15 protein-coding genes and 2 tRNA genes are annotated in these 18,497 nt (G+C 48.1%); 7 read left to right on the top strand and 10 right to left on the bottom strand.

Going from position 1 to position 18,497, the window contains the following annotated elements; all coding sequences use genetic code 11:
• Positions 1 to 102 precede the first annotated feature (102 nt).
• The 5 genes from B0181_RS04580 to msrB form a co-directional block, all read right to left on the bottom strand.
• The gene (locus tag B0181_RS04580; protein WP_078276310.1) at positions 103 to 1,515 is read right to left on the bottom strand and encodes a GTPase/DUF3482 domain-containing protein; all 1,413 of its coding nucleotides are present in this window, start codon (positions 1,513 to 1,515) and stop codon (positions 103 to 105) included.
• A 214-nt stretch (positions 1,516 to 1,729) separates the two neighbouring features.
• A complete protein-coding gene (gene rimO, locus B0181_RS04575; RefSeq protein ID WP_078276309.1) occupies positions 1,730 to 3,211 on the bottom strand; it encodes a 30S ribosomal protein S12 methylthiotransferase RimO in 1,482 nt (493 codons plus the stop codon).
• Between the two features lie 315 nt (positions 3,212 to 3,526).
• A tRNA-Asp gene (locus B0181_RS04570) sits at positions 3,527 to 3,603 on the bottom strand.
• Positions 3,604 to 3,609: 6 nt separating this feature from the next.
• Positions 3,610 to 3,685: transfer RNA gene (locus B0181_RS04565), tRNA-Val, on the bottom strand.
• Between the two features lie 259 nt (positions 3,686 to 3,944).
• Positions 3,945 to 4,325, bottom strand: coding sequence for a peptide-methionine (R)-S-oxide reductase MsrB (gene msrB, locus B0181_RS04560; protein ID WP_211276068.1), 381 nt, complete (start codon positions 4,323 to 4,325; stop codon positions 3,945 to 3,947).
• A gap of 477 nt (positions 4,326 to 4,802) precedes the next feature.
• Between msrB and B0181_RS04555 the strand changes: the two genes are divergently transcribed.
• Positions 4,803 to 6,452, top strand: a complete 1,650-nt coding sequence (locus B0181_RS04555; protein WP_078276307.1) for an aminotransferase class I/II-fold pyridoxal phosphate-dependent enzyme — start codon at positions 4,803 to 4,805, stop codon at positions 6,450 to 6,452.
• Between the two features lie 107 nt (positions 6,453 to 6,559).
• Here the strand turns inward: B0181_RS04555 and B0181_RS04550 are convergent, their stop codons facing one another.
• Positions 6,560 to 7,273, bottom strand: a complete 714-nt coding sequence (locus B0181_RS04550; RefSeq protein ID WP_133141450.1) for a TetR/AcrR family transcriptional regulator — start codon at positions 7,271 to 7,273, stop codon at positions 6,560 to 6,562.
• Between the two features lie 382 nt (positions 7,274 to 7,655).
• On the opposite strand from B0181_RS04550, the gene B0181_RS04545 reads away from it, so the two are divergent.
• From B0181_RS04545 to cysG, 5 genes are all read left to right on the top strand, one after another.
• Positions 7,656 to 8,888 (top strand): META domain-containing protein, encoded by a 1,233-nt coding sequence (locus B0181_RS04545; RefSeq protein WP_078276305.1) that lies wholly within the window; start codon positions 7,656 to 7,658, stop codon positions 8,886 to 8,888.
• Positions 8,889 to 9,251: 363 nt separating this feature from the next.
• The gene (locus tag B0181_RS04535; protein ID WP_078276303.1) at positions 9,252 to 10,931 is read left to right on the top strand and encodes a nitrite/sulfite reductase; all 1,680 of its coding nucleotides are present in this window, start codon (positions 9,252 to 9,254) and stop codon (positions 10,929 to 10,931) included.
• 107 nt (positions 10,932 to 11,038) lie between these two features.
• Positions 11,039 to 11,560 carry a DUF934 domain-containing protein gene (locus tag B0181_RS04530; RefSeq protein WP_078276302.1) on the top strand — a complete coding sequence of 174 codons (522 nt, stop codon included), beginning with the start codon at positions 11,039 to 11,041 and terminating at the stop codon, positions 11,558 to 11,560.
• A gap of 218 nt (positions 11,561 to 11,778) precedes the next feature.
• The gene (locus B0181_RS04525) at positions 11,779 to 12,420 is read left to right on the top strand and encodes a phosphoadenosine phosphosulfate reductase domain-containing protein (RefSeq protein WP_078276301.1); all 642 of its coding nucleotides are present in this window, start codon (positions 11,779 to 11,781) and stop codon (positions 12,418 to 12,420) included.
• A 39-nt stretch (positions 12,421 to 12,459) separates the two neighbouring features.
• The gene (cysG, locus tag B0181_RS04520; RefSeq protein WP_078276300.1) at positions 12,460 to 13,809 is read left to right on the top strand and encodes a siroheme synthase CysG; all 1,350 of its coding nucleotides are present in this window, start codon (positions 12,460 to 12,462) and stop codon (positions 13,807 to 13,809) included.
• 33 nt (positions 13,810 to 13,842) lie between these two features.
• Here cysG and B0181_RS12055 read toward each other — a convergent pair whose 3' ends face one another.
• Positions 13,843 to 14,013: a hypothetical protein gene (locus B0181_RS12055; RefSeq protein WP_158078932.1), complete on the bottom strand. Its 171-nt coding sequence runs from the start codon at positions 14,011 to 14,013 to the stop codon at positions 13,843 to 13,845.
• A gap of 377 nt (positions 14,014 to 14,390) precedes the next feature.
• Between B0181_RS12055 and B0181_RS04515 the strand changes: the two genes are divergently transcribed.
• Positions 14,391 to 15,260, top strand: coding sequence for a mechanosensitive ion channel family protein (locus tag B0181_RS04515; RefSeq protein ID WP_371829199.1), 870 nt, complete (start codon positions 14,391 to 14,393; stop codon positions 15,258 to 15,260).
• Positions 15,261 to 15,392: 132 nt separating this feature from the next.
• On the opposite strand, the gene sthA is transcribed toward B0181_RS04515, so the two are convergent.
• The 3 genes from sthA to ppsR are packed head-to-tail and all read right to left on the bottom strand — an operon-like array spanning position 15,393 to position 18,315.
• On the bottom strand, positions 15,393 to 16,964 hold the full coding sequence (gene sthA, locus B0181_RS04510; RefSeq protein WP_242620113.1) for a Si-specific NAD(P)(+) transhydrogenase: 1,572 nt from the start codon (positions 16,962 to 16,964) through the stop codon (positions 15,393 to 15,395).
• A 59-nt stretch (positions 16,965 to 17,023) separates the two neighbouring features.
• A complete protein-coding gene (locus tag B0181_RS04505; protein WP_078276298.1) occupies positions 17,024 to 17,407 on the bottom strand; it encodes a DUF4377 domain-containing protein in 384 nt (127 codons plus the stop codon).
• Between the two features lie 38 nt (positions 17,408 to 17,445).
• A complete protein-coding gene (gene ppsR / locus B0181_RS04500; RefSeq protein WP_078276297.1) occupies positions 17,446 to 18,315 on the bottom strand; it encodes a posphoenolpyruvate synthetase regulatory kinase/phosphorylase PpsR in 870 nt (289 codons plus the stop codon).
• Positions 18,316 to 18,497: the final 182 nt, after the last annotated feature.

The raw sequence follows: 18,497 nt of genomic DNA, 5'->3' as shown, positions 1-18,497 counted from the left end.
GTTACGATAAATATTGCATTGGCGGTGAATTGCTGGTGAGTTGCTTGCAATCGCTCACAGGATAACTTGCAAAACACCTGCAAAAGGCGCAACCTGCCAGATTTATTTTAAACCCAAAAGATGTGTTTCTAGCAACTGCGCCAGCGGTTCGGCAAGACTTGCTCGCAGGTTTTGCTTGCCGTTTGCGCCATCTTGCAAGTTGCTATACTGCGGATTTAGGCGTGCTTTTTTAAGCATGGCGGGCAGTTTGTCGCTTTGCCAAGGCAGACTGATTTCACCGTGCAGGCGCACTGCGTCTAGGCTTGCGTGTCCACGATGGCGTAAGGCGTGATGTAGGTTTTGCGCACGCGCCGCCAGCAGTGTCAGCGTGGCGTCATCTATGGTCAGCGTTTGTACGCCCAGTGCCTTATCCTTGATGGCGCTCGTGTTTGGCAAAAGTCCGCCAATCACACCGCCAATTGCCGTTCCCAGCCCAAGACTTGCGCCCAAAGTCGCCACGTCAAAGCCAGCACCAATCAGCATACCCGTCACGCTGCCACCAGCGGTGCGAATGCCGTAATGGGCGAGCAGCTCGCCATCAAACAAGTCCTGCTTTTGCCCAAGCACGTCCGCCGCCGCCGTGTCAATGTGCGCATGATAAAAACGGTATTTGTCCAAAAGTTTGCTTTGCAAGTTTTCTTCAGCATGGCGGACGATGTCTTGCATTCTTAATAAAGTGGGCGTAGGGTCGTCATTTTGGCTGATTTTTTCTTGAAAACTTGCCACATTCACCAAAAAATCCGCAATCAACAAACTGCCTTCTTCTGCCAAATCCTGCCAGTGCGCTTGTCTTTGTGTGCTTAGCTTTTCAAGGGGTGCTGGCGTTTTGGCAAGCAGTGCCAAATGCTGCCAAAGCGACATCTCGCCAGCAAAATCAAACGCTACCGTGTCAAAGGCATTGGCAACGTGCAGCCCACGTCTTGCCAGCATTTCACGCCACGTTTGCATATTGTCCGCGCCATCTTTGACGAAATTAAACACTGGCAACACAGGCGTGCCAGCACTCGCCAAAATCGCCAGCTCGTCTTTATATTTGCCAAGCACAGGCTCTCTTGCATCAATGACGTACATGGCAATATCAGCGGCAATCAGACTTTTGATGACCTTGGCTTCTTGGCTAAAATCACCGTCCAGTACATCATTTTGGTTCTCCGCCGCCATCAAAAATGCTTGCAAACGCTCCACGCCATCGCTGCGCCCATCGGTGTGGTCTTGCAAAAAATCCATCACGCCTGTGGCATCTTCAAGCCCCGGTGTGTCATACAGGGCGACCAGCGGCTCGTGATGATCGGCTAGCGAATAAATCAGCACTTCGGCAACGTGGCGTGTCGTGGCGGCAGAATTTTTCACTTCACCAAAAGACACATCGCGCAAAAGCGTGCGTAACAGGGAAGTTTTGCCGACATTGGTGTGGCCAATCACGCAAATTTTACTCAATGTAGGATTGTTGGCTTGGATATTTGAATGTAGGTTCATGGTGCTAAATGATGGTAAATTGGCGGCTTGGATTGTCTAAAAACGGTTAAAATCGTGCGTGCAAGTTGTCAATAAAGTTGCTAATGCAGGCGGTAAATGCAAGCGACAGATATAAGTGATAAATGCAAGTTAAAAGAGCAAACGAAAAGGATGAGTTAAAAAGCAAATCACAAAAACACAAACCGCACAAACTTACGCTCGTGCGGCTTAAGGTTTATTTAAAACTTGCAAACAAGTCGTATTCGCTGGCTTCGTCAATCGTTACGGTCAAAAACTCGCCAGCTTTCACTGTCTCATCAATATTATCCACATAGACGTGTCCGTCAATCTCTGGTGCGTCTGCGTGGCTGCGGCAGATGGCGATGTTTTCTTCGTGGTCAATTTCGTCCACCAGTACCACCATGGTTTTGCCGACTTTTTCTTGCAATTTTTCTTCGCTGATTTGCTGAGCGACCGCCATAAAACGCTCGTAGCGTTCTTGCTTGATATGTTCTGGCACAGGATTTGGCAAGTCATTGGCAACCGCGCCTTCCACTTCAGAATAAGTAAAGCAGCCCACACGGTCTAGGCGCGCGATTTTTAGCCATTCCAGCAGATATTCAAAATCTTCTTCGGTTTCACCCGGAAAGCCCACCACAAACGTGGAGCGAATGGCGATGTCGGGGCAAATTTCTCGCCATTTGGCAATGCGCTCAAGCACATTTTCGCTGTGTGCAGGGCGTTTCATCGCTTTTAGTACGCTTGGGCTGGCGTGCTGAAACGGAATGTCCAAATACGGCAACAGACCGCCTTTGCCGCCAGATTTTGCCATGCTGTCTGCCATGATGGCGACCACATCATCAACGTGCGGATAAGGATACACATAATGCAAGCGCACCCAAATGCCAAGTTTTGCAAGGGCTTGACACATGTCAAAAAATTTCGTTTTCAGCGGCTCGCCTTGCCAAAAAGCCATCTTGTATTTTAAATCCACGCCATAAGCAGACGTGTCTTGGCTGATGATGAGCAGCTCTTTAACGCCAGCGTTTTTAAGCGCTACCGCTTCGTTCATCACGCTGTCAATGGTGCGGCTGACCAAATCGCCACGCAAAGAAGGAATGATGCAAAACGTGCAGCGGTGATTACAGCCTTCAGAAATCTTCAAATAAGCATAATGCGCTGGGGTGAGCTTTACGCCTGCGTCATTGATGAGGTCAATTTTTGGGTCGTAGTTTTTGGGCTTGGCAGGCTTTGGCACATGATGCGTAACCGCTTGCACCACTTCTTGATAAGCGTGCGCGCCCGTCACAGCAAGGACTTTTGGGTGCATGGTGCGGATTTTTTCTGCGTCTTTGCCAAGGCAGCCAGTAACGATGACCTTGCCGTTTTTGGTGATGGCTTCACCGATGGCGTCAAGGCTTTCTTGCACCGCGCTTTCAATGAATCCGCAGGTGTTCACCACCACCAAATCTGCGCCATCATAATCATTGGCAACACGGTAGCCTTCGCGCGTCAATTCGGTGATGATGCGTTCGCTGTCCACGAGCGCCTTTGGGCAGCCAAGCGACACAAAGCCGACTTTTGGTGCGCTTGTTTTTGTGTCAGGCGCAGTGCCTGCCAAATCCGCACTTTGGCTGATGTCGCGGTTTTGATTGTGATTGGCTTTGTGGTGATAGGTGGTGTTTTGGTTTTGCGGATTGAAAGTTTGTACGGTCATGGCTGTTTTGGTCTGATGACGGTGGGATTGTGTTAAATTGACGATTTGTGTTACATGAACAAAAACTGGCTCGGCAATACGCCAGCACAAAAGATTTATTATAGCACAGTTGCCGTGCTTTTACAGTCTTTTTGCTGCGGCTGGGTATGCCATTAAGTCTGTTTGGCGTGGATTTTTATGATTGAATGGGTGTAAAAGGGTGGTTGTGAAATGGTTTTAAAGGCGATGTCAACTTGGCTAAGAAATCATTTATCAATAAGCAAAAACCCCAAACCTAAAGGCTGGGGCTGATAAAATTGGCAATGCCAATCAAGATGGCGCAGCGGACGGGACTCGAACCCGCGACCCCCGGCGTGACAGGCCGGTATTCTAACCAACTGAACTACCGCTGCTAAAAATGGTGGGTGGTAACGGATTCGAACCGCTGACCCTCTGCTTGTAAGGCAGACGCTCTACCAACTGAGCTAACCACCCTAAGATTTTCAGACTTCTTAGGCGAACACAGTACAGCGACCGCGTTCGTTGTGGTGCGTATTATAGCGGTTTTTGTGCGCTTGTCAAACAAATTTTGCAAAATTTCTGCAAAAAATCGCCATAAAGTTTATAACTTATTGATTTTGTGATAAATTTTATTATAAGTTTATCACAAAATCTCTCGGTAAAAGTTAGGCGAAATAATGCTTAGTTGTTTCGCAGGTCTGTCGCTCACCGCTATTTTTGTCGCCATTAAAATTTAGTTGCCATTAAAGGTGATGGCGATGGAATTGATGCAATAACGCAGACCTGTGGTGTCGGCAGGGCCGTCAGGGAAAACGTGTCCCATGTGGCCGCCGCAGCGACTGCAAGTTACTTCAATGCGGCGCATTCCGTGCGATAAATCCAGAGTTTCGGTGAGTGCGCCATCGCTGATGGTGCGATCAAAGCTCGGCCAGCCACAGCCTGAGTGAAATTTGTCTTGGCTTGTAAATAAGGGCGCGCCACAGCCTTTGCAGTGGTAAGTACCAACCGCTTCGCTGTCGGTGTATGCGCCTGTGAATGGGCGTTCCGTGCCTTTTTGGCGCAAGACGTAATATTCGTCGCTGCTTAGGCGTGCTTGCCAATCGGCTTCGCTCATCTGTGCGATGTCATCTGCGCTAAGGTTTGGGATTGTTTTTGCGGTGTTTGTTGATTGTGTCATGATGGTTCTGCTTTTGTCTCTGCTGTTATCGGTTGTTTGTTTATAGATGATAAGCTGTCTTAATGTTAGAAAAATTTGGGCGCAAGCTGGGTTTTTCAAGGGGAGAGTGAGTAATAGCGAGCGATTTGGGTAGCTTTTTAAGACTTGCTTGCAATTTTGAAGGTTTGCTTGCAGCAATACTTGCAATAGCTACTTGCAAAAATATTCTTTGGCGACTATTTGCTTGCAAAAAACACTTGCAAAATAAAAAATGCAAGCGTAGAATGTGTGCTTAGGTTGTTTTAATTGGGCGATTTGCCAAATTTGGTGGTAAATTTTTAAAGTTTATCACCGCTAAACATAAATCACACCAACCAAGCATTAACACTTTGCAAGTACAACACCGTACAATCACCACAAAACCACGATACAACCATGAACACAGCAAATGACACTTTAACGAGCGATGAGCGTTTGGCATATGGCACACGCCTTCGGCAGCTGCGCAAACAGCACAAACTTTCTGCCGAGCAATTATCACAGCGGCTGAGCGAAACTGGCGTGGCGGTCAGTCGTGGGGCGATTGCTAATTGGGAATGTGGCAAAAACGGCATTGCGCAGGATAAAATTCCAGCGTTGGCGGCGGTTTTTTCGCTGACGGTGGGCGAATTTTTGCGTCATTTGTCGGCAGATTTGACAGCAGACTTGACAAAAGCATCGGCGGATTTGCCAAAAATGCAAGCGCATAACTTGCAAAATTCAGAGAACAAACCATCAGCTTTACCGCAAAATTCACCCCTTGATTTTACTTCATCAGCGAGCCAAACCATGTCTACTGAGCCAAAAACCGAACCAAAACAACTCAAAAAATCCAGCAAATTATCCAATGTCTGCTATGACATTCGTGGTGAGCTTTTACAGACCGCCAATCGCATGGAAGCAGAAGGACAGCGCATCATTAAGCTAAACATCGGCAATCCTGAACCGTTTGGCTTATTGCCGCCTGATGAAATCGTGCGTGATGTGGCGATGAACTTGGGCAGTGCGTCTGGCTATTCGGATTCTAAGGGGATTTTTGCGGCACGCAAGGCGATTTTGCAATATTACCAAAGCAAAGGGCTTTTGTCTGCGGTGGACGTGAACGATGTGTTCGTTGGCAATGGTGTGAGTGAGCTGATTGTGATGGTCATGCAAGCGCTCTTGGACGATGGCGATGAAGTGCTGATTCCGATGCCTGATTATCCGCTGTGGACGGCGGCGGCGAATTTGGCTGGCGGCAAGGCGGTGCATTATCGCTGCGTAGAAGAAGATAATTGGCAGCCTGATTTGGCGGACATTGAGCGTAAAATCACCGATAAAACCAAGGGCATTGTCGTCATCAATCCAAACAACCCAACGGGCGCAATTTATAGCGATGAACTGCTGCGTGGCATTGCTGAGCTTGCCAAAAAGTATGGGCTTGTCATCATGGCGGACGAGATTTACGACCGCATTTTGTACGATGACGCGGTGCATACGCCAATGAGTACCATCACCGATGAAAGTCTTGTGCTGACGTTTAATGGCTTGTCAAAATCGCACCGCATTGCAGGCTATCGTGCTGGCTGGGTGATGATTTCTGGCAAAAAAGACCATGCCAGCGATTTTATTGAAGGCTTGACCATGCTTGCAAGTATGCGCCTGTGCGCCAATGTGCCAGCGCAATACGCCATTCAAACAGCGATGGGCGGCTATCAGTCTATGCAAGCGCTGACCGCACCGACAGGCAGATTGTGCAAGCAGCGCAACCTTGCAGTGGAGCGACTAAACGCCATTAAAGGCATCAGCTGCACCATGCCGCAAGGGGCGTTTTATTGTTTTGCCAAGATTGACCGTGATGTGTATCCGATCGAAAACGATATGCAATTTATGATGGATTTGCTGATTGAAGAAAAGGTGCTGATGGTGCAAGGCACGGGCTTTAACTGGGATCAGCCTGACCATTTCCGTGTGGTGTTTTTGCCAAATTTGGTGGATTTGGAAGATGCGATGGACAGACTGGATCGCTTTTTTGCCAAAAAACGCCAAGAATTTGGTACGGATTAAGATTGTCAAAAATGCCATTAAAACGCCATTGACGCACTTGCAAAACCTGAATGTGATTTCGGGTTTTGTTGTTTTTGGGCGTTGTTGAGAAATTGCAAGTAAATAAGTTAAAGCTCTGCTTGCAATTCATCAATCATCTCAAGCAAATAACGCTCAATGCTTGGCAAGTCATCAGTAGCCGCACCACCAAGCCACAGTCCATCAATGGCACGGCGCACCACGAGCAGGCGTAAGTCATGATCGGTGGCGTGGTGTTGGCGCAGTTTGCTGTCAAGCCACGCTTGCCAATGTGCGCCCAGCGTGCTGTCGGCATTCATGGGGCGAATCAGCCCAGCCCAGTCGCTTGCAAGTCCGATGGCGGCATTGCCACAAAACACTTGCACATAGGCGCGCGTAAAGGCGGCGAAATGGCTTGGGTTGCCTTGAGCGTTTTGGGCAATTTGCTCTAAAATGGCAGTGTTAATTTGGGCGATGAACAGCGTTACCACGCCAGCCATCAGCTCGTCTTTGCTTTTAAAATGATGGAATAAGCCGCCTTTGCTCACGCCAGCACGGTCGGCAACTTTTTGCATGGAAAACTGCGCTGTGCCATGCTCAAGCAAACAGTCTTTGGCGGCGATAAGCAGGGTGTGGCGCAGTAATTCAGGGTTGTTTTTGCGCTTGGCTTGGCTGGGATTTTGCAAGTTTGTGGTTTTATCCGTGTCGTTTTCGCTTGCAATTTGTGGTAAATCGGCTGTCGGTGCGAATAAATCGTTTTGCATGATGAGCGTTAATGTGTGATTGAGTGATAATCGTGGCAAGTGCTGCGTTGGAATTTGCAAGCGGTCTTTCTAAATAAGTTGTTTTTTAAACGAATTGTTTTCAAAACCAAATCTTGCGCTAAAACAGCACAAATAATTTTTTAAAACCGACCAGACGGTTTGAAACAAAGTTATTATAAGACAGCCAAATCAACTTGGCAAGTATTTTGGTGTGTATGTGCGTATCAGCGTTTACAAAAGCAGCGTTTACAAAAAGCAATAAAAGTTCGCAAAAACATTACAAAAAGTTGCGCATCTTTTCGGATATTTGTGGCGTGATGTGCTAAGATAGCAGGGTTAATCGTGGCTGAGCGCAGTTTGCTTAAATTTGCCCAAAAGACGATTGACAAGTGGTATTAAATTTTCATTGATGTCGGCTTGACCGACCAAAAGTGGGTGTGTGATGGGTGCTTCTCGCCTTGTGATGGCGATTCGTTCGGTGTTTTCTTTGGTGGGTGTGCGTGCTGGCAAATCTGCCGAAACTCGCCGTACTGGTGATTTTCCTGTGGTACGGACGGCAGTGCTGACGGTGGCGACAGCCGCGCTTTTAAATGCGTGCTATAACGTGGGCGAAGTCGTCAATGCGGCTGGCGATGCGGCGCGCACCACTGAAAATACCGCCAAAGAAGCCAAAGACAACACCCAAAAACCGCTGACTGCGCTTGGGTTTGCCAACATCGCCAACGACACGCCCACGCTTGCCACCTTGCAAGCACCCACCTTTGATGAGTTGGTGGCTTATGATTGGACGCTGGTGCAAGCCAGTCATCAAGACGCAGCGATGATTGCTTTTGATCAAGTCATCGCCAATCAATCGGCGGTGCTAAATTTCACTGCACACACCAATGCGCACGACAATTTGGCAAATGCCCAACCTGAAAACACCCAGCCTAAACATTTTCAATCTGAAAATGCCCAATCTGAAAATGCTGAGCTTAGCACGCAGTCATCAGATGGTAGCTTATTAAACGATAAGTCATCAGACGAGCCTGCACAATCGTCCGATGATTCATCGCTTGATGATTTAAATAATGCCAACTCATCTGCCAACAACACAAACGCCAAGCAAAACGCCAAGCGTGGCACGCTGAGTGCAAGTGTGGGCTGTAATATTTTATCGGCAAATTTTGAGCTTGATGATGGCAAATTCACCACCGATGGCACAGCAAGCACGAAAATGGCGTGTGGTGATTTAAGCCAAGCCGAAAATCGCTTATTTGCCGCCTTAGAGCGTCCAAGTACGCTGACCTTTGGTTTTCGTGGTGATGTGCCGACCTTGACACAAAAGGCGCATGGCACAACTTACGTCTGGCAAGGCAAGGCAAAACCTGTGGGCGAAGCGACAACGCTGTTTTGGGAGATTGACCCTGAGCCAAACGAGTGCATTGACGACAGCACGCACTGCCTAAAGGTGCGTAACGTACAATATGACGAAAACGGCATTAAAGTGGGCGAAGGTGCGTGGCGCAATTTTTATGGTGAAATTCAAGGTTATCAGCATGACAAAAGCGTGCGCCAAATCATTCGCCTAAAAGCCTACACCAAGCAAAGCGATAAAGACAACCTTAAGCAAAACACCGCCACCACGCCAATTTACATCTATGATATGACGGTGATGAGCGAGCTGGTGAAGTGATTTTGCATGCTTGACAGATTTAAACGGTGCAATGTGCCGTTAAAACGCCTGATAACTTATTATAAACGCAGACAGTAGATAGATGGTCTGCGTTTTTTGTTTGGGCTGGGTTTGGATTTGTCTTGGATTTGGTTTTAAACTCACAAAAAGAAATTCGCTGCATATGCCTAAATATGCCCAAATTGCGTATCGATATGCGATTTTGGCATTTTTATTTTAAGGGTGTGGCGATTAACATAAGCCATCAGAAAACTTGGTCAGCTTTTGCCAAAATCTGCCAAAAAATCTGTCAAAAATTCGCCAAGTCATTGAATGACAAGCCATTAAATTTAAATAAAGCAAACCACTTAGGATAAGCCAATCATGTATCAGTATTCTTATGCCGACCAAAATCTTGTCGATGAGCGTGTGGCGCAGTTTCGTGATCAGACACGCCGCTATTTGGCGGGTGAGCTGCCAGAAGAGCAGTTTTTGCCGCTGCGCCTGCAAAACGGGCTGTACATTCAGCGTCATGCGCCCATGCTGCGTATCGCTGTGCCGTATGGTTTGCTTGCCAGTCATCAAATGCGTGTGCTGGCTGAGATTGCGCGCGATTTTGATAAGGGCTATGCGCATTTCACCACACGCACCAATGTGCAATTAAACTGGGTAAAGCTAGAAGAAGTGCCTGACATTCTTGCCAAACTTGCCAGCCATCAAATGCACGCCATTCAAACGTCTGGCAACTGCATTCGCAACACCACGACCGATCCGTACGCAGGCATTAACGCTGAAGAAGTGGTCGATCCACGTCCGTATTGCGAGATTATCCGCCAGTGGAGTACGTTCCACCCAGAATTTGCCTATTTGCCGCGTAAATTTAAAATCGCAGTCATCGGCACAAAAACCGACCGTGCCGCCACGCAAGTGCATGACATCGGCTTGCACGTTGTGAAAAAAGATGGCGAGATTGGCTTTGAAGTGATTGTCGGCGGTGGACTTGGGCGCACGCCAATCATCGGCAAGGTGATTCGTGAATTTTTGCCACGTCGTCATCTGCTGAGCTATTTGGACGCAATTTTGCGTGTGTATAACCTTGAAGGCAGACGTGATAATAAATACAAAGCACGCATTAAAATTTTGGTGGAAAGTCTTGGCAAAGAAGCGTTTGCACAAAAAGTGGAAGACGAATGGCAAGCACTGAAAGACGGTGCGCTGACGCTTGCGGACGAGCATTTTGCCAAGGCGGAGAGCTATTTTAGCACGCCAAATTATGAGACGCTTGACGCTTTGGCGGCGCAATCACAGCTGCAAGATGCGCTAAACGCTGACAAAGATTTTGCTAACTGGTATCGCCAAAACACCGTGGCGCATAAGGTGGCAGGCTATCGTGCGGTGATTATTTCGTTAAAAGCAGGCGTGGTAAATGGCAAGTATGTGCCAGCTGGCGATGTGACGGACGCACAGATGTTTGCGCTGGCGGATTTGGCGGATAAATACAGCTTAGGCGAGATTCGTGCCACGCATCAGCAAAATTTGGTGCTGGGCGATGTCAAATTAAGCGATTTGTACGCATTGTGGCAGGCGCTGACTGATTTGAATTTGGCGCGCGCAAACATCGGTACGCTGACGGATATGATTGTCTGCCCGGGTTTTGATTATTGCGCGCTTGCCAATGCCACCACGCATAACATCGCTGAGAGTATTGAAAAGCAGTTTAATGATTTGGATTATTTGTACGATTTGGGTGAAATTCGCCTGAATATGTCTGGCTGCATGAATGCCTGCGCGCATCACCATGTGGGCGATATTGGTATTCTTGGTGTGGATAAAAAGGGCGAGCATTGGTATCAAATCAGTCTGGGTGGTAATTCTGGCGAGAATGCCAAACTTGGGCAAATCCTTGGGCGTGCGGTGGCTGCCGATGAAGTGGCAAAGACCATTGACACCATCGCCAAGGTGTATCAAAATGAGCGTATCGCCACCGATGAACATGTGGAGAGTTTTGCGCAGGTGGTGGAGCGTGTGGGCATTGCACCGTTTAAAGCGGCGGTGTATGGCTGATTTGCTGGATAAACGTCTTGTAAAGACGATACGTTTTTAGTGAATTTAGCAAACTTTAACGCCCATGCGTTTGGCAAAACGAGCGACAAGGACAAGGAGATACAACCATGACTGTAAAAAGTATGAACATCATCACCGTGGACAGCGGTGCCAATCTACACCAAAGCCAAAGTGAGTTTTTCTTAATCAGCAGCAGCGATGAAGCGCCTGCGCTTGCTGGCTTTGAGCTGGGGCAAATTCGTGAGCGTGGCGAAGGTAACAGCACGCTACTTTCTACGCCTGATGATTTTCACGACACACGCGGCGTGCTTTTGACGGCAGACAGCACCATTGAAGATGTGGAAAACATCACCGATCAAGCGCTGGTGAATTTATTTGTCATTCATGTGGCAAATTTCGTAGATGGGCGAGTGTTCAGCCTTGTGCGCCAAATCCGCGCACTCAGAGCGCACGCTGAGATTTTAATCGCAGGCGAGTTTGGCTTGGATCAGGCGGCGTATTTTTATAAATCTGGCGCAAACGGCTTTATCGTACACGAGCCAAAAATTGACACGCTCAAGCACACGCTTGCCGACCTAAAAACCGCCCATCAAGGCACATCGGCAGCTGCTTTGCCAATGTTTCGCTAAATAAATGTACCATTGAGCAAGCCATAACTGGTTTAACACTTTCCCAAGCGTATCACTGTATGAGCGTTTGTCTGATGACAAGCGCTTGGGGAAGGTTCGTGTTTTTAAAAATAAAAATACTATAAAAATCAATAAGTTATAAAAATCAATATAAAAATAAGTTTCGTTTATTTATTGCTAAAAATTTAACCAACCCAATCGCCAACTGGAGCAATCTTATGGCAAAAACCATCGTAACCACTGATAATCTTGCGCAGTACAATGCCGAATTGACCGACAAAAGCCCAGAGCAAATCGTACAATGGGCGTTGTCTGTTGCCAAAAATCCCATCATTACCACCAATTTTCGTCCGTACGAAGCGGCGATTTTGCATTTGGTAACACGTTTGCGCCCTGATATTACCGTGCTTTTTGTGGACAGCGGCTATAATACGGACGCCACTTATCGTTATGCGCAAAGCCTGATTCGTGATTTGAATTTGAATGTCGTAACTTACATTCCAGCGCAAACCCGCGCGTTTCGTGATGTGGCGATGGGCGGTATTCCTGATGTAGACAGCCCATTGCACGCTGAATTTACCGAGCAGGTAAAACTTGAGCCGTTCCGCCGTGCGCTTGGCGAGCTTGATCCTGATGTGTGGTTTAATGCTATTCGCAAGGATCAAACCGAGTTTCGTGGTGCGCTTGACGTGCTAAGCCTGTCAAAAGATGGCGTGCTAAAAGTTGCGCCGCTGTTTCACTTGAGCGAAGCTGAGCTTGACGCTTATCAAGAGCAGCACGGCTTGCCAAATGAGTTTGATTATTTTGACCCAACCAAAGTGCTGGCACACCGTGAATGTGGCTTGCACACGCAGCTTTGATGAGAATGTAGCACCAACCCAAACCGCTTAGGAATTGCGATGAATACTTTACCGCTGTTTTTTGATTTGCAAGATAAAACCGTGCTGATTATTGGCGGCGGTGAAGTTGCCATGCGTAAAGCCAGCTTGCTTGAGCGAGCAGGGGCGCGTTTGGTGGTGTTGGCAGAGGCGTTCAATGATGATGTGGCAGCGCTTGGCGAGCGTCATACCTTGGTGCAAAAGTCGTACGAAGCGGCAGATTTATCACGTTTTGGCGCACTTGCCTTTATCATCGTGGCGACAGACAATCACGCGCTAAACGTGCGCATTCATCAAGACGCCAAAGCGCTTGGCGTGGCGGTGAACGTGGTGGATACGCCTGATTTATGCGATTTTATTTTCCCTGCGATTGTGGATCGTAGCCCTGTGGTGATTGGCGTGTCCAGCAATGGCAAGGCGCCTGTATTGGCAAGGCTGATTCGTGCCAAAATTGAAAGCAGCTTACCAAGCGGTATTGGCGCACTTGCCAAAAAAGCGGGCGAATTTCGTGCGGTGGTCAAGGATAAACTGCCCACCATCAATGAGCGTCGCCATTTTTGGGAGCGTGTGTTTGGTAAGGCGTTAAACGACACCAAAGTGGCTGCGTTGCCTGATGAGTTGAATGATTTTATCGCCAATGACAACACCAAAACAGGCGAAGTGTACATCGTGGGCGCAGGTGCAGGCGATCCTGATTTACTGACCTTTAAGGCGCTGCGCCTAATGCAGCAGGCGGACGTGGTGCTGTATGATGCGCTGGTGTCTGATGAGATTTTGGATTTGTGCCGCCGTGATAGCGATAAAATTTTTGTCGGCAAAAAACGCAGCAATCACAGCAAAAGCCAAGATGAAATCAATGCGCTGCTGGTAGAACTTGCCAAACAAGGCAAGCGTGTGCTGCGCCTAAAAGGTGGCGATCCTTTTGTCTTTGGGCGTGGCGGCGAAGAAATGCTGGCGTGCCAAAAGGCAGGCGTGCCATATCAAGTGGTGAGCGGCATCACGTCTGCGCTGGCAGCGTCAAGCTACGCTGGTATTCCACTCACTCAGCGTGGCGTGGCGACCAGCGTGCGCTTTTTGACGGGCTGCTATCAGACGAATGAAGCCTTTGATGGGCTAAAATCCGCTTATCAACCTGATGAGACGCTGGTGTTTTATATGGGTTTGCACGCTTTGGATAAAATTGTGGCGTCTTTGCTGTCGTCTGGTTTGCCAAGCGATACGCCAATCGCCATCGTTGCCAATGCCAGCTTGCCGACGCAGCAGGTACTAAAAGGAACGCTTGATGACATCGTTGCCAAACGCCACGCAAGCGACATCAGCGCACCTGCAATTATCATTGTGGGCAAGGTGGTGGACTTACACCAGACGTGATTTGACCGCGCTGTTTATTGTGTTATCGTTTCGTTATTTCATCATGCAAGCCGTCTGTATCCGCAGGCGGTTTTGTTTTTGGCTTGTCAATTTGGGCATTTGTGATGGCTTGATGTTTTTTAAATCGCTCAAATCGCTCAAATCGCTCAAATCGCTCAAATCGCTCAAATCGCTCAAATCGCTCAAATCGCTCAAATCATTCAAATTATTTAACCGCTCAATTCGCCATTGTCTGAATTTGATTTGCTGGTGCTAAACTCACATTTAGATACAAAGGGTGTTCGTCATTGGGTGGTATTTGTTTTATAATGGACGGCTAACACAAAGAACATCAACAAAGAGCATCTCATCAATAAGGAAAATTTATGACCGAGCAAACGCACACATCACAAACTACCGAAACCATCAAGGCAGCAAGCGAAAAAGTCAAAGACGCCAGTGAAAAGGCGGTAGAAGCCAGCCAAGAAGCGGCATTGGAAGCCAAGCAAGCCGCCAAACAAGCTGTAGAAGCCACCGCAGACACCGCCAAAGAAGTGGCGCACGAGACGGCTGTCGTTCTGGAGCAGGGGACGAATCGTACGTTGGAATTTTTTGGCTTTACGGTGGACGTTAATACGCTGATTGCCAACGGCATTGATTTATCCATCAAGGTGCTGCTGGCGCTCATCGTGTTTTTTGTGGGCAAATGGATTGGCAAGCGTCTGGTGAATATGGCAAAGCGTGTGATGATGCGCAGCCGCATGGACGACACCGTGGCGACTTTTGTGGGTAATTTGCTGTATGGCCTCATGTTTGTGGCGGTGATTTTGGCGGCGCTGAACAAACTTGGCATTAACACCAACTCATTCGTGGCGATTTTAGGCGGTGCTGCGGTGGCGATTGGCGTGTCGCTCAAAGACCAGCTGTCTAATTTGGCGGCAGGCGTGATGATTGTACTGTTTCGTCCTTTTGGGCGTGGCGACACGGTGGAAGTGGGCGGCTATGTGGGGACGGTGATTGACATTACGCTGGTCAATACACGCATTCGCACGGCGGACAATCACGAAGTCATCATTCCTAATGGCGACATCACCACGAGCGCCAGCACTAATTTTTCGTCTTTGCCAACTCGCCGTGTGCCGATTACGGTGGGCATTGGCTATGGCGCCGATATTAAGCACGCCAAAGAAATCATGCTGACAATTGCCACGCAGCACGAAGCGGCTTTACAAATTCCAGAGCCTGTGGTGCGAGTAACGGCGCTGGCTGAAAGTTCGGTGGATTTGACTTTGTATGTGTGGGCGCAAAATAATGACTGGTTTGGCTTGCAGTGCGATTTACTTGAGCAGATCAAATATGCCTTTGATGAAGCTGGCGTGGAAATTCCGTTTCCTAATCGCACTGTGCAGATTGAAGGGCTGGAGAAGGTTTCTGCACTGCTTGATGGTAAAGAGAAACTTGATGGTAAATGATGTAGGTTAATGGATTTGTTGGTTTTTACTTCTTTTAATCCATTGATTCACCCAACCCAACAAAAATTCAAAATAGTCCCAAAAACAAAACCCCAGTTCGTACGAATTGGGGTTTGTGTTATTTAGCCGCGCTTAAAAAATACGGTTCATGCCGTTTAGGGCGGCTACACGGTAGGCTTCAGCCATCGTTGGGTAGTTGAACGTGGTGTTGATGAAATATTCTAGCGTATGACCGCATTTCATCACCGCTTGTCCGATATGCACAATCTCTGAAGCGTGGTTGCCGTAGCAGTGAATGCCGAGAATTTCCAGCGTTTCACGGTGGAATAGGATTTTTAGAACGCCTGAACGCTCACCAATGATTTGCGAGCGTGCTAGGTGTTTAAAGAACGCTTGTCCGACTTCGTATGGCACTTGTTCGCGTGTCAAATCTTCTTCGGTCATGCCAATGCTTGAGATTTCAGGAATGGTATAAATGCCCGTTGGCACGCTGGTGATGAACTCTGCGTCTTTGTCGCCAGTGATGAAACCTGCGGCGTTGCGCCCTTGGTCGTAGGCGGCAGAAGCCAAAGACGGCCAGCCGATGACATCGCCCACTGCATAGATATTCGGCACGCTGGTGCGGTACATTTTGTCCACTTCCAGCTGTCCGCGGTTGTTGGCTTTGAGCCTGATGGCGTCTAGGTTTAGGCTGTCAGTGTTGCCCGAGCGTCCGTTACACCATAAAATAGCGTCTGATTTGATTTTCTTACCGCTTTTTAGGTGTAAAATCACGCAGTCGTCATGCGTTTCTAGGTGGTCAATTTCTTCGTTGTTACGAATGCGCACGCCAAATTGGCGGAAGTCATGGCTGAGTGCGTCTGAGATTTCGTTGTCCAGATAGCTTAGCAGCTGATCTTTATTGTTAATCAAATCAACCACATAGCCCAGACCTGTGAAAATAGAAGCGTATTCACAGCCAATCACGCCTGCACCATAAATGATGATTTTGCGTGCGACATAATCCATCTGCAGGATTTTGTCCGAATCAAACACGCGCGGATGATCAAAGTCCAAAATATCAGGGCGATAAGGGCGAGAACCCACGGCAATCACCGCTTTATCAAAGGTCAGCACTTTTGACGGTGCGCCTTCCGTGCTTTCAACGTGCAAGGTATGCGCATCAATAAAGCTGCCCCAGCCGTGAATGATTTCAATGCGGTTGCGCTCATAAAACAGCTTGTGCGTGCTGACTTGGTTTAAAATCACACGGCGTGCTTTGCTTAGCACTTTATTTAGCGGTACTTGAAAATTGTCCGTAACTTGGCTAAATAGCGGGTCGCGGCGCATGCTGATGATGTTAAACACTGATTGGCGCAGCGCCTTGCTTGGGATTGTACCAACGTGTGCGCAGTTGCCGCCGACTTGATCGCGCGGATCAATCACTGCCACTTTCATGCCAGATTTGGCAAGTTTCATTGCCGCCGCTTCGCCAGCAGGGCCTGCGCCTAGGACGATGGCGTCGTATTCAAAGTTGTGCGCTTTTTCGGTTTTGGTTTTTAGGGCAATGCGCTGACCGTCCAGCGGACTGATGAGATTTTGATGCACCAAGTCATGATCTGGCTCAAAATCTTCATGCTTTTGTTCGGCTGGCTCGGCGGTGTTGGCGATGGTTTTGTCGTCTTTATCGCTTGTCTTTTGGTTTGCGTTTTGTTGTTTTGACATGATAAATCCTTGATTTTATTTTTGGCTGATAACGAAAGCTGATGGCATTTTACAGTACGTCAGCGCACAGGCTGCTGCATTAAGATTTCGTCCAGCTGCCACTCGCCTGTGGCTTGGTTGGTGTTTTTGTCAATTTCTGGACGTGCGATGATTTGGTAGCGTACGCCTGTGCGTGGGCTAAAGCCTTTGATGTCGTTATAGCCAATGCCAAAAACTTCGCTTGAGCCAGCTTTTTGCACTTGCAGGCACTGCATTGGTGCGGCAGAATCGCAAGATGTGCGTGTTGGCAAGATTTCTAGAGCAACCGCTTCACCAAGTGCGATGTCTGGAATGTAGCGCGGCTGTGGCACGGGTGCGGTGGTTTGGCAGGCGCTCAAACCAAGCGTGGCAGCCGCCAAAATCGCCATCAAAGGCAAGCGAAAAGTTGTCAAATTGTACTTCATAATAAACCTATTTTTTGTGTCATGCTTTTATAAACTGTTTAGCCAATACGTCTTTTTAGTCCAGTGATTTGCAAAATACGCGTGGCAATTTCTTCTACCGACATTTCTGAGACGTTCAGATTGGGGATTTTTTGGGCGGTGTAAATCGCCTGAATGGCACGCTGCTCTTCTTGGCACTGCGCAAGGCTGGCGTAGCGGCTGCCTGCTTTGCGCTCTTGGCGAATGCGTACCAAGCGTTCGGTGTCAATGGTGAGACCAAAAAGTTTATGACGGTAGGGTTGTAGGGATTTTGGCAAGTTGCTGCTGTCTAAGTCTTCTTCGGTGAGCGGATAGTTTGCCGCACGAATGCCAAATTGTAATGCCAAATAGATGGAAGTCGGCGTTTTACCCGAGCGAGACAAACCAATAAGAATGATGTCTGCGCCATCATAATGCGTGGTGCGCGCGCCATCGTCATTGTCCAGCGCAAAATGCACCGCGTCAATGCGGCTTTTATAATCTTCAGAATCCACATCGCCGTGCGCCATGCCTGCGTGTGGGTTTGGCTCGTGTCCGATTTCATCGGCAATGCGTGAGATTAAGCCTTCGTAAATGTCTAGGTTGCAGGCGGTTGCACCATTGATGATGGTGCGAATTTCATCGCTGACGATGGTGTCAAAAACCAGCGGCTTTAGCCCTGAAAGCTGGTAGGCTTGCTCAATGCGTGCCACAGCGTCATGCGCAAGCTCTGGCGTGTCTACATAAGGAATGATTTTGATGTCAAAATCCACATCGCCAAACTGGCTCAGCAGCGAACGCCCAAGCGTCTCGGCGGTGATGGCAGTGCCATCGGACACAAAAAAAGCACTGCGCTTGATGGTTGGGGCGGTTTTGGGGGTTTGGCTGGGTGTGGGAGTATGGACGTACATGCCTGATACCTTAATAAAAATTACAAAAACACGAAAAGCATCAATACTGCCAATGATAACATATTTTTATTTTGTATGTGCTTTGAATCAAAATAGCACTTGGCGAAGTTTGTGCTAAGTATAGCATAAAAAGCAGGGCGTAAAACGAGAAAATCTTTGACAAATTTTGGCTATTTTCAAAA

The organism is Moraxella caviae (assembly GCF_002014985.1).
In the GTDB taxonomy this organism is placed as follows: domain Bacteria; phylum Pseudomonadota; class Gammaproteobacteria; order Pseudomonadales; family Moraxellaceae; genus Moraxella; species Moraxella caviae.
This window is presented reverse-complemented; position numbering and strand designations above follow the sequence as displayed.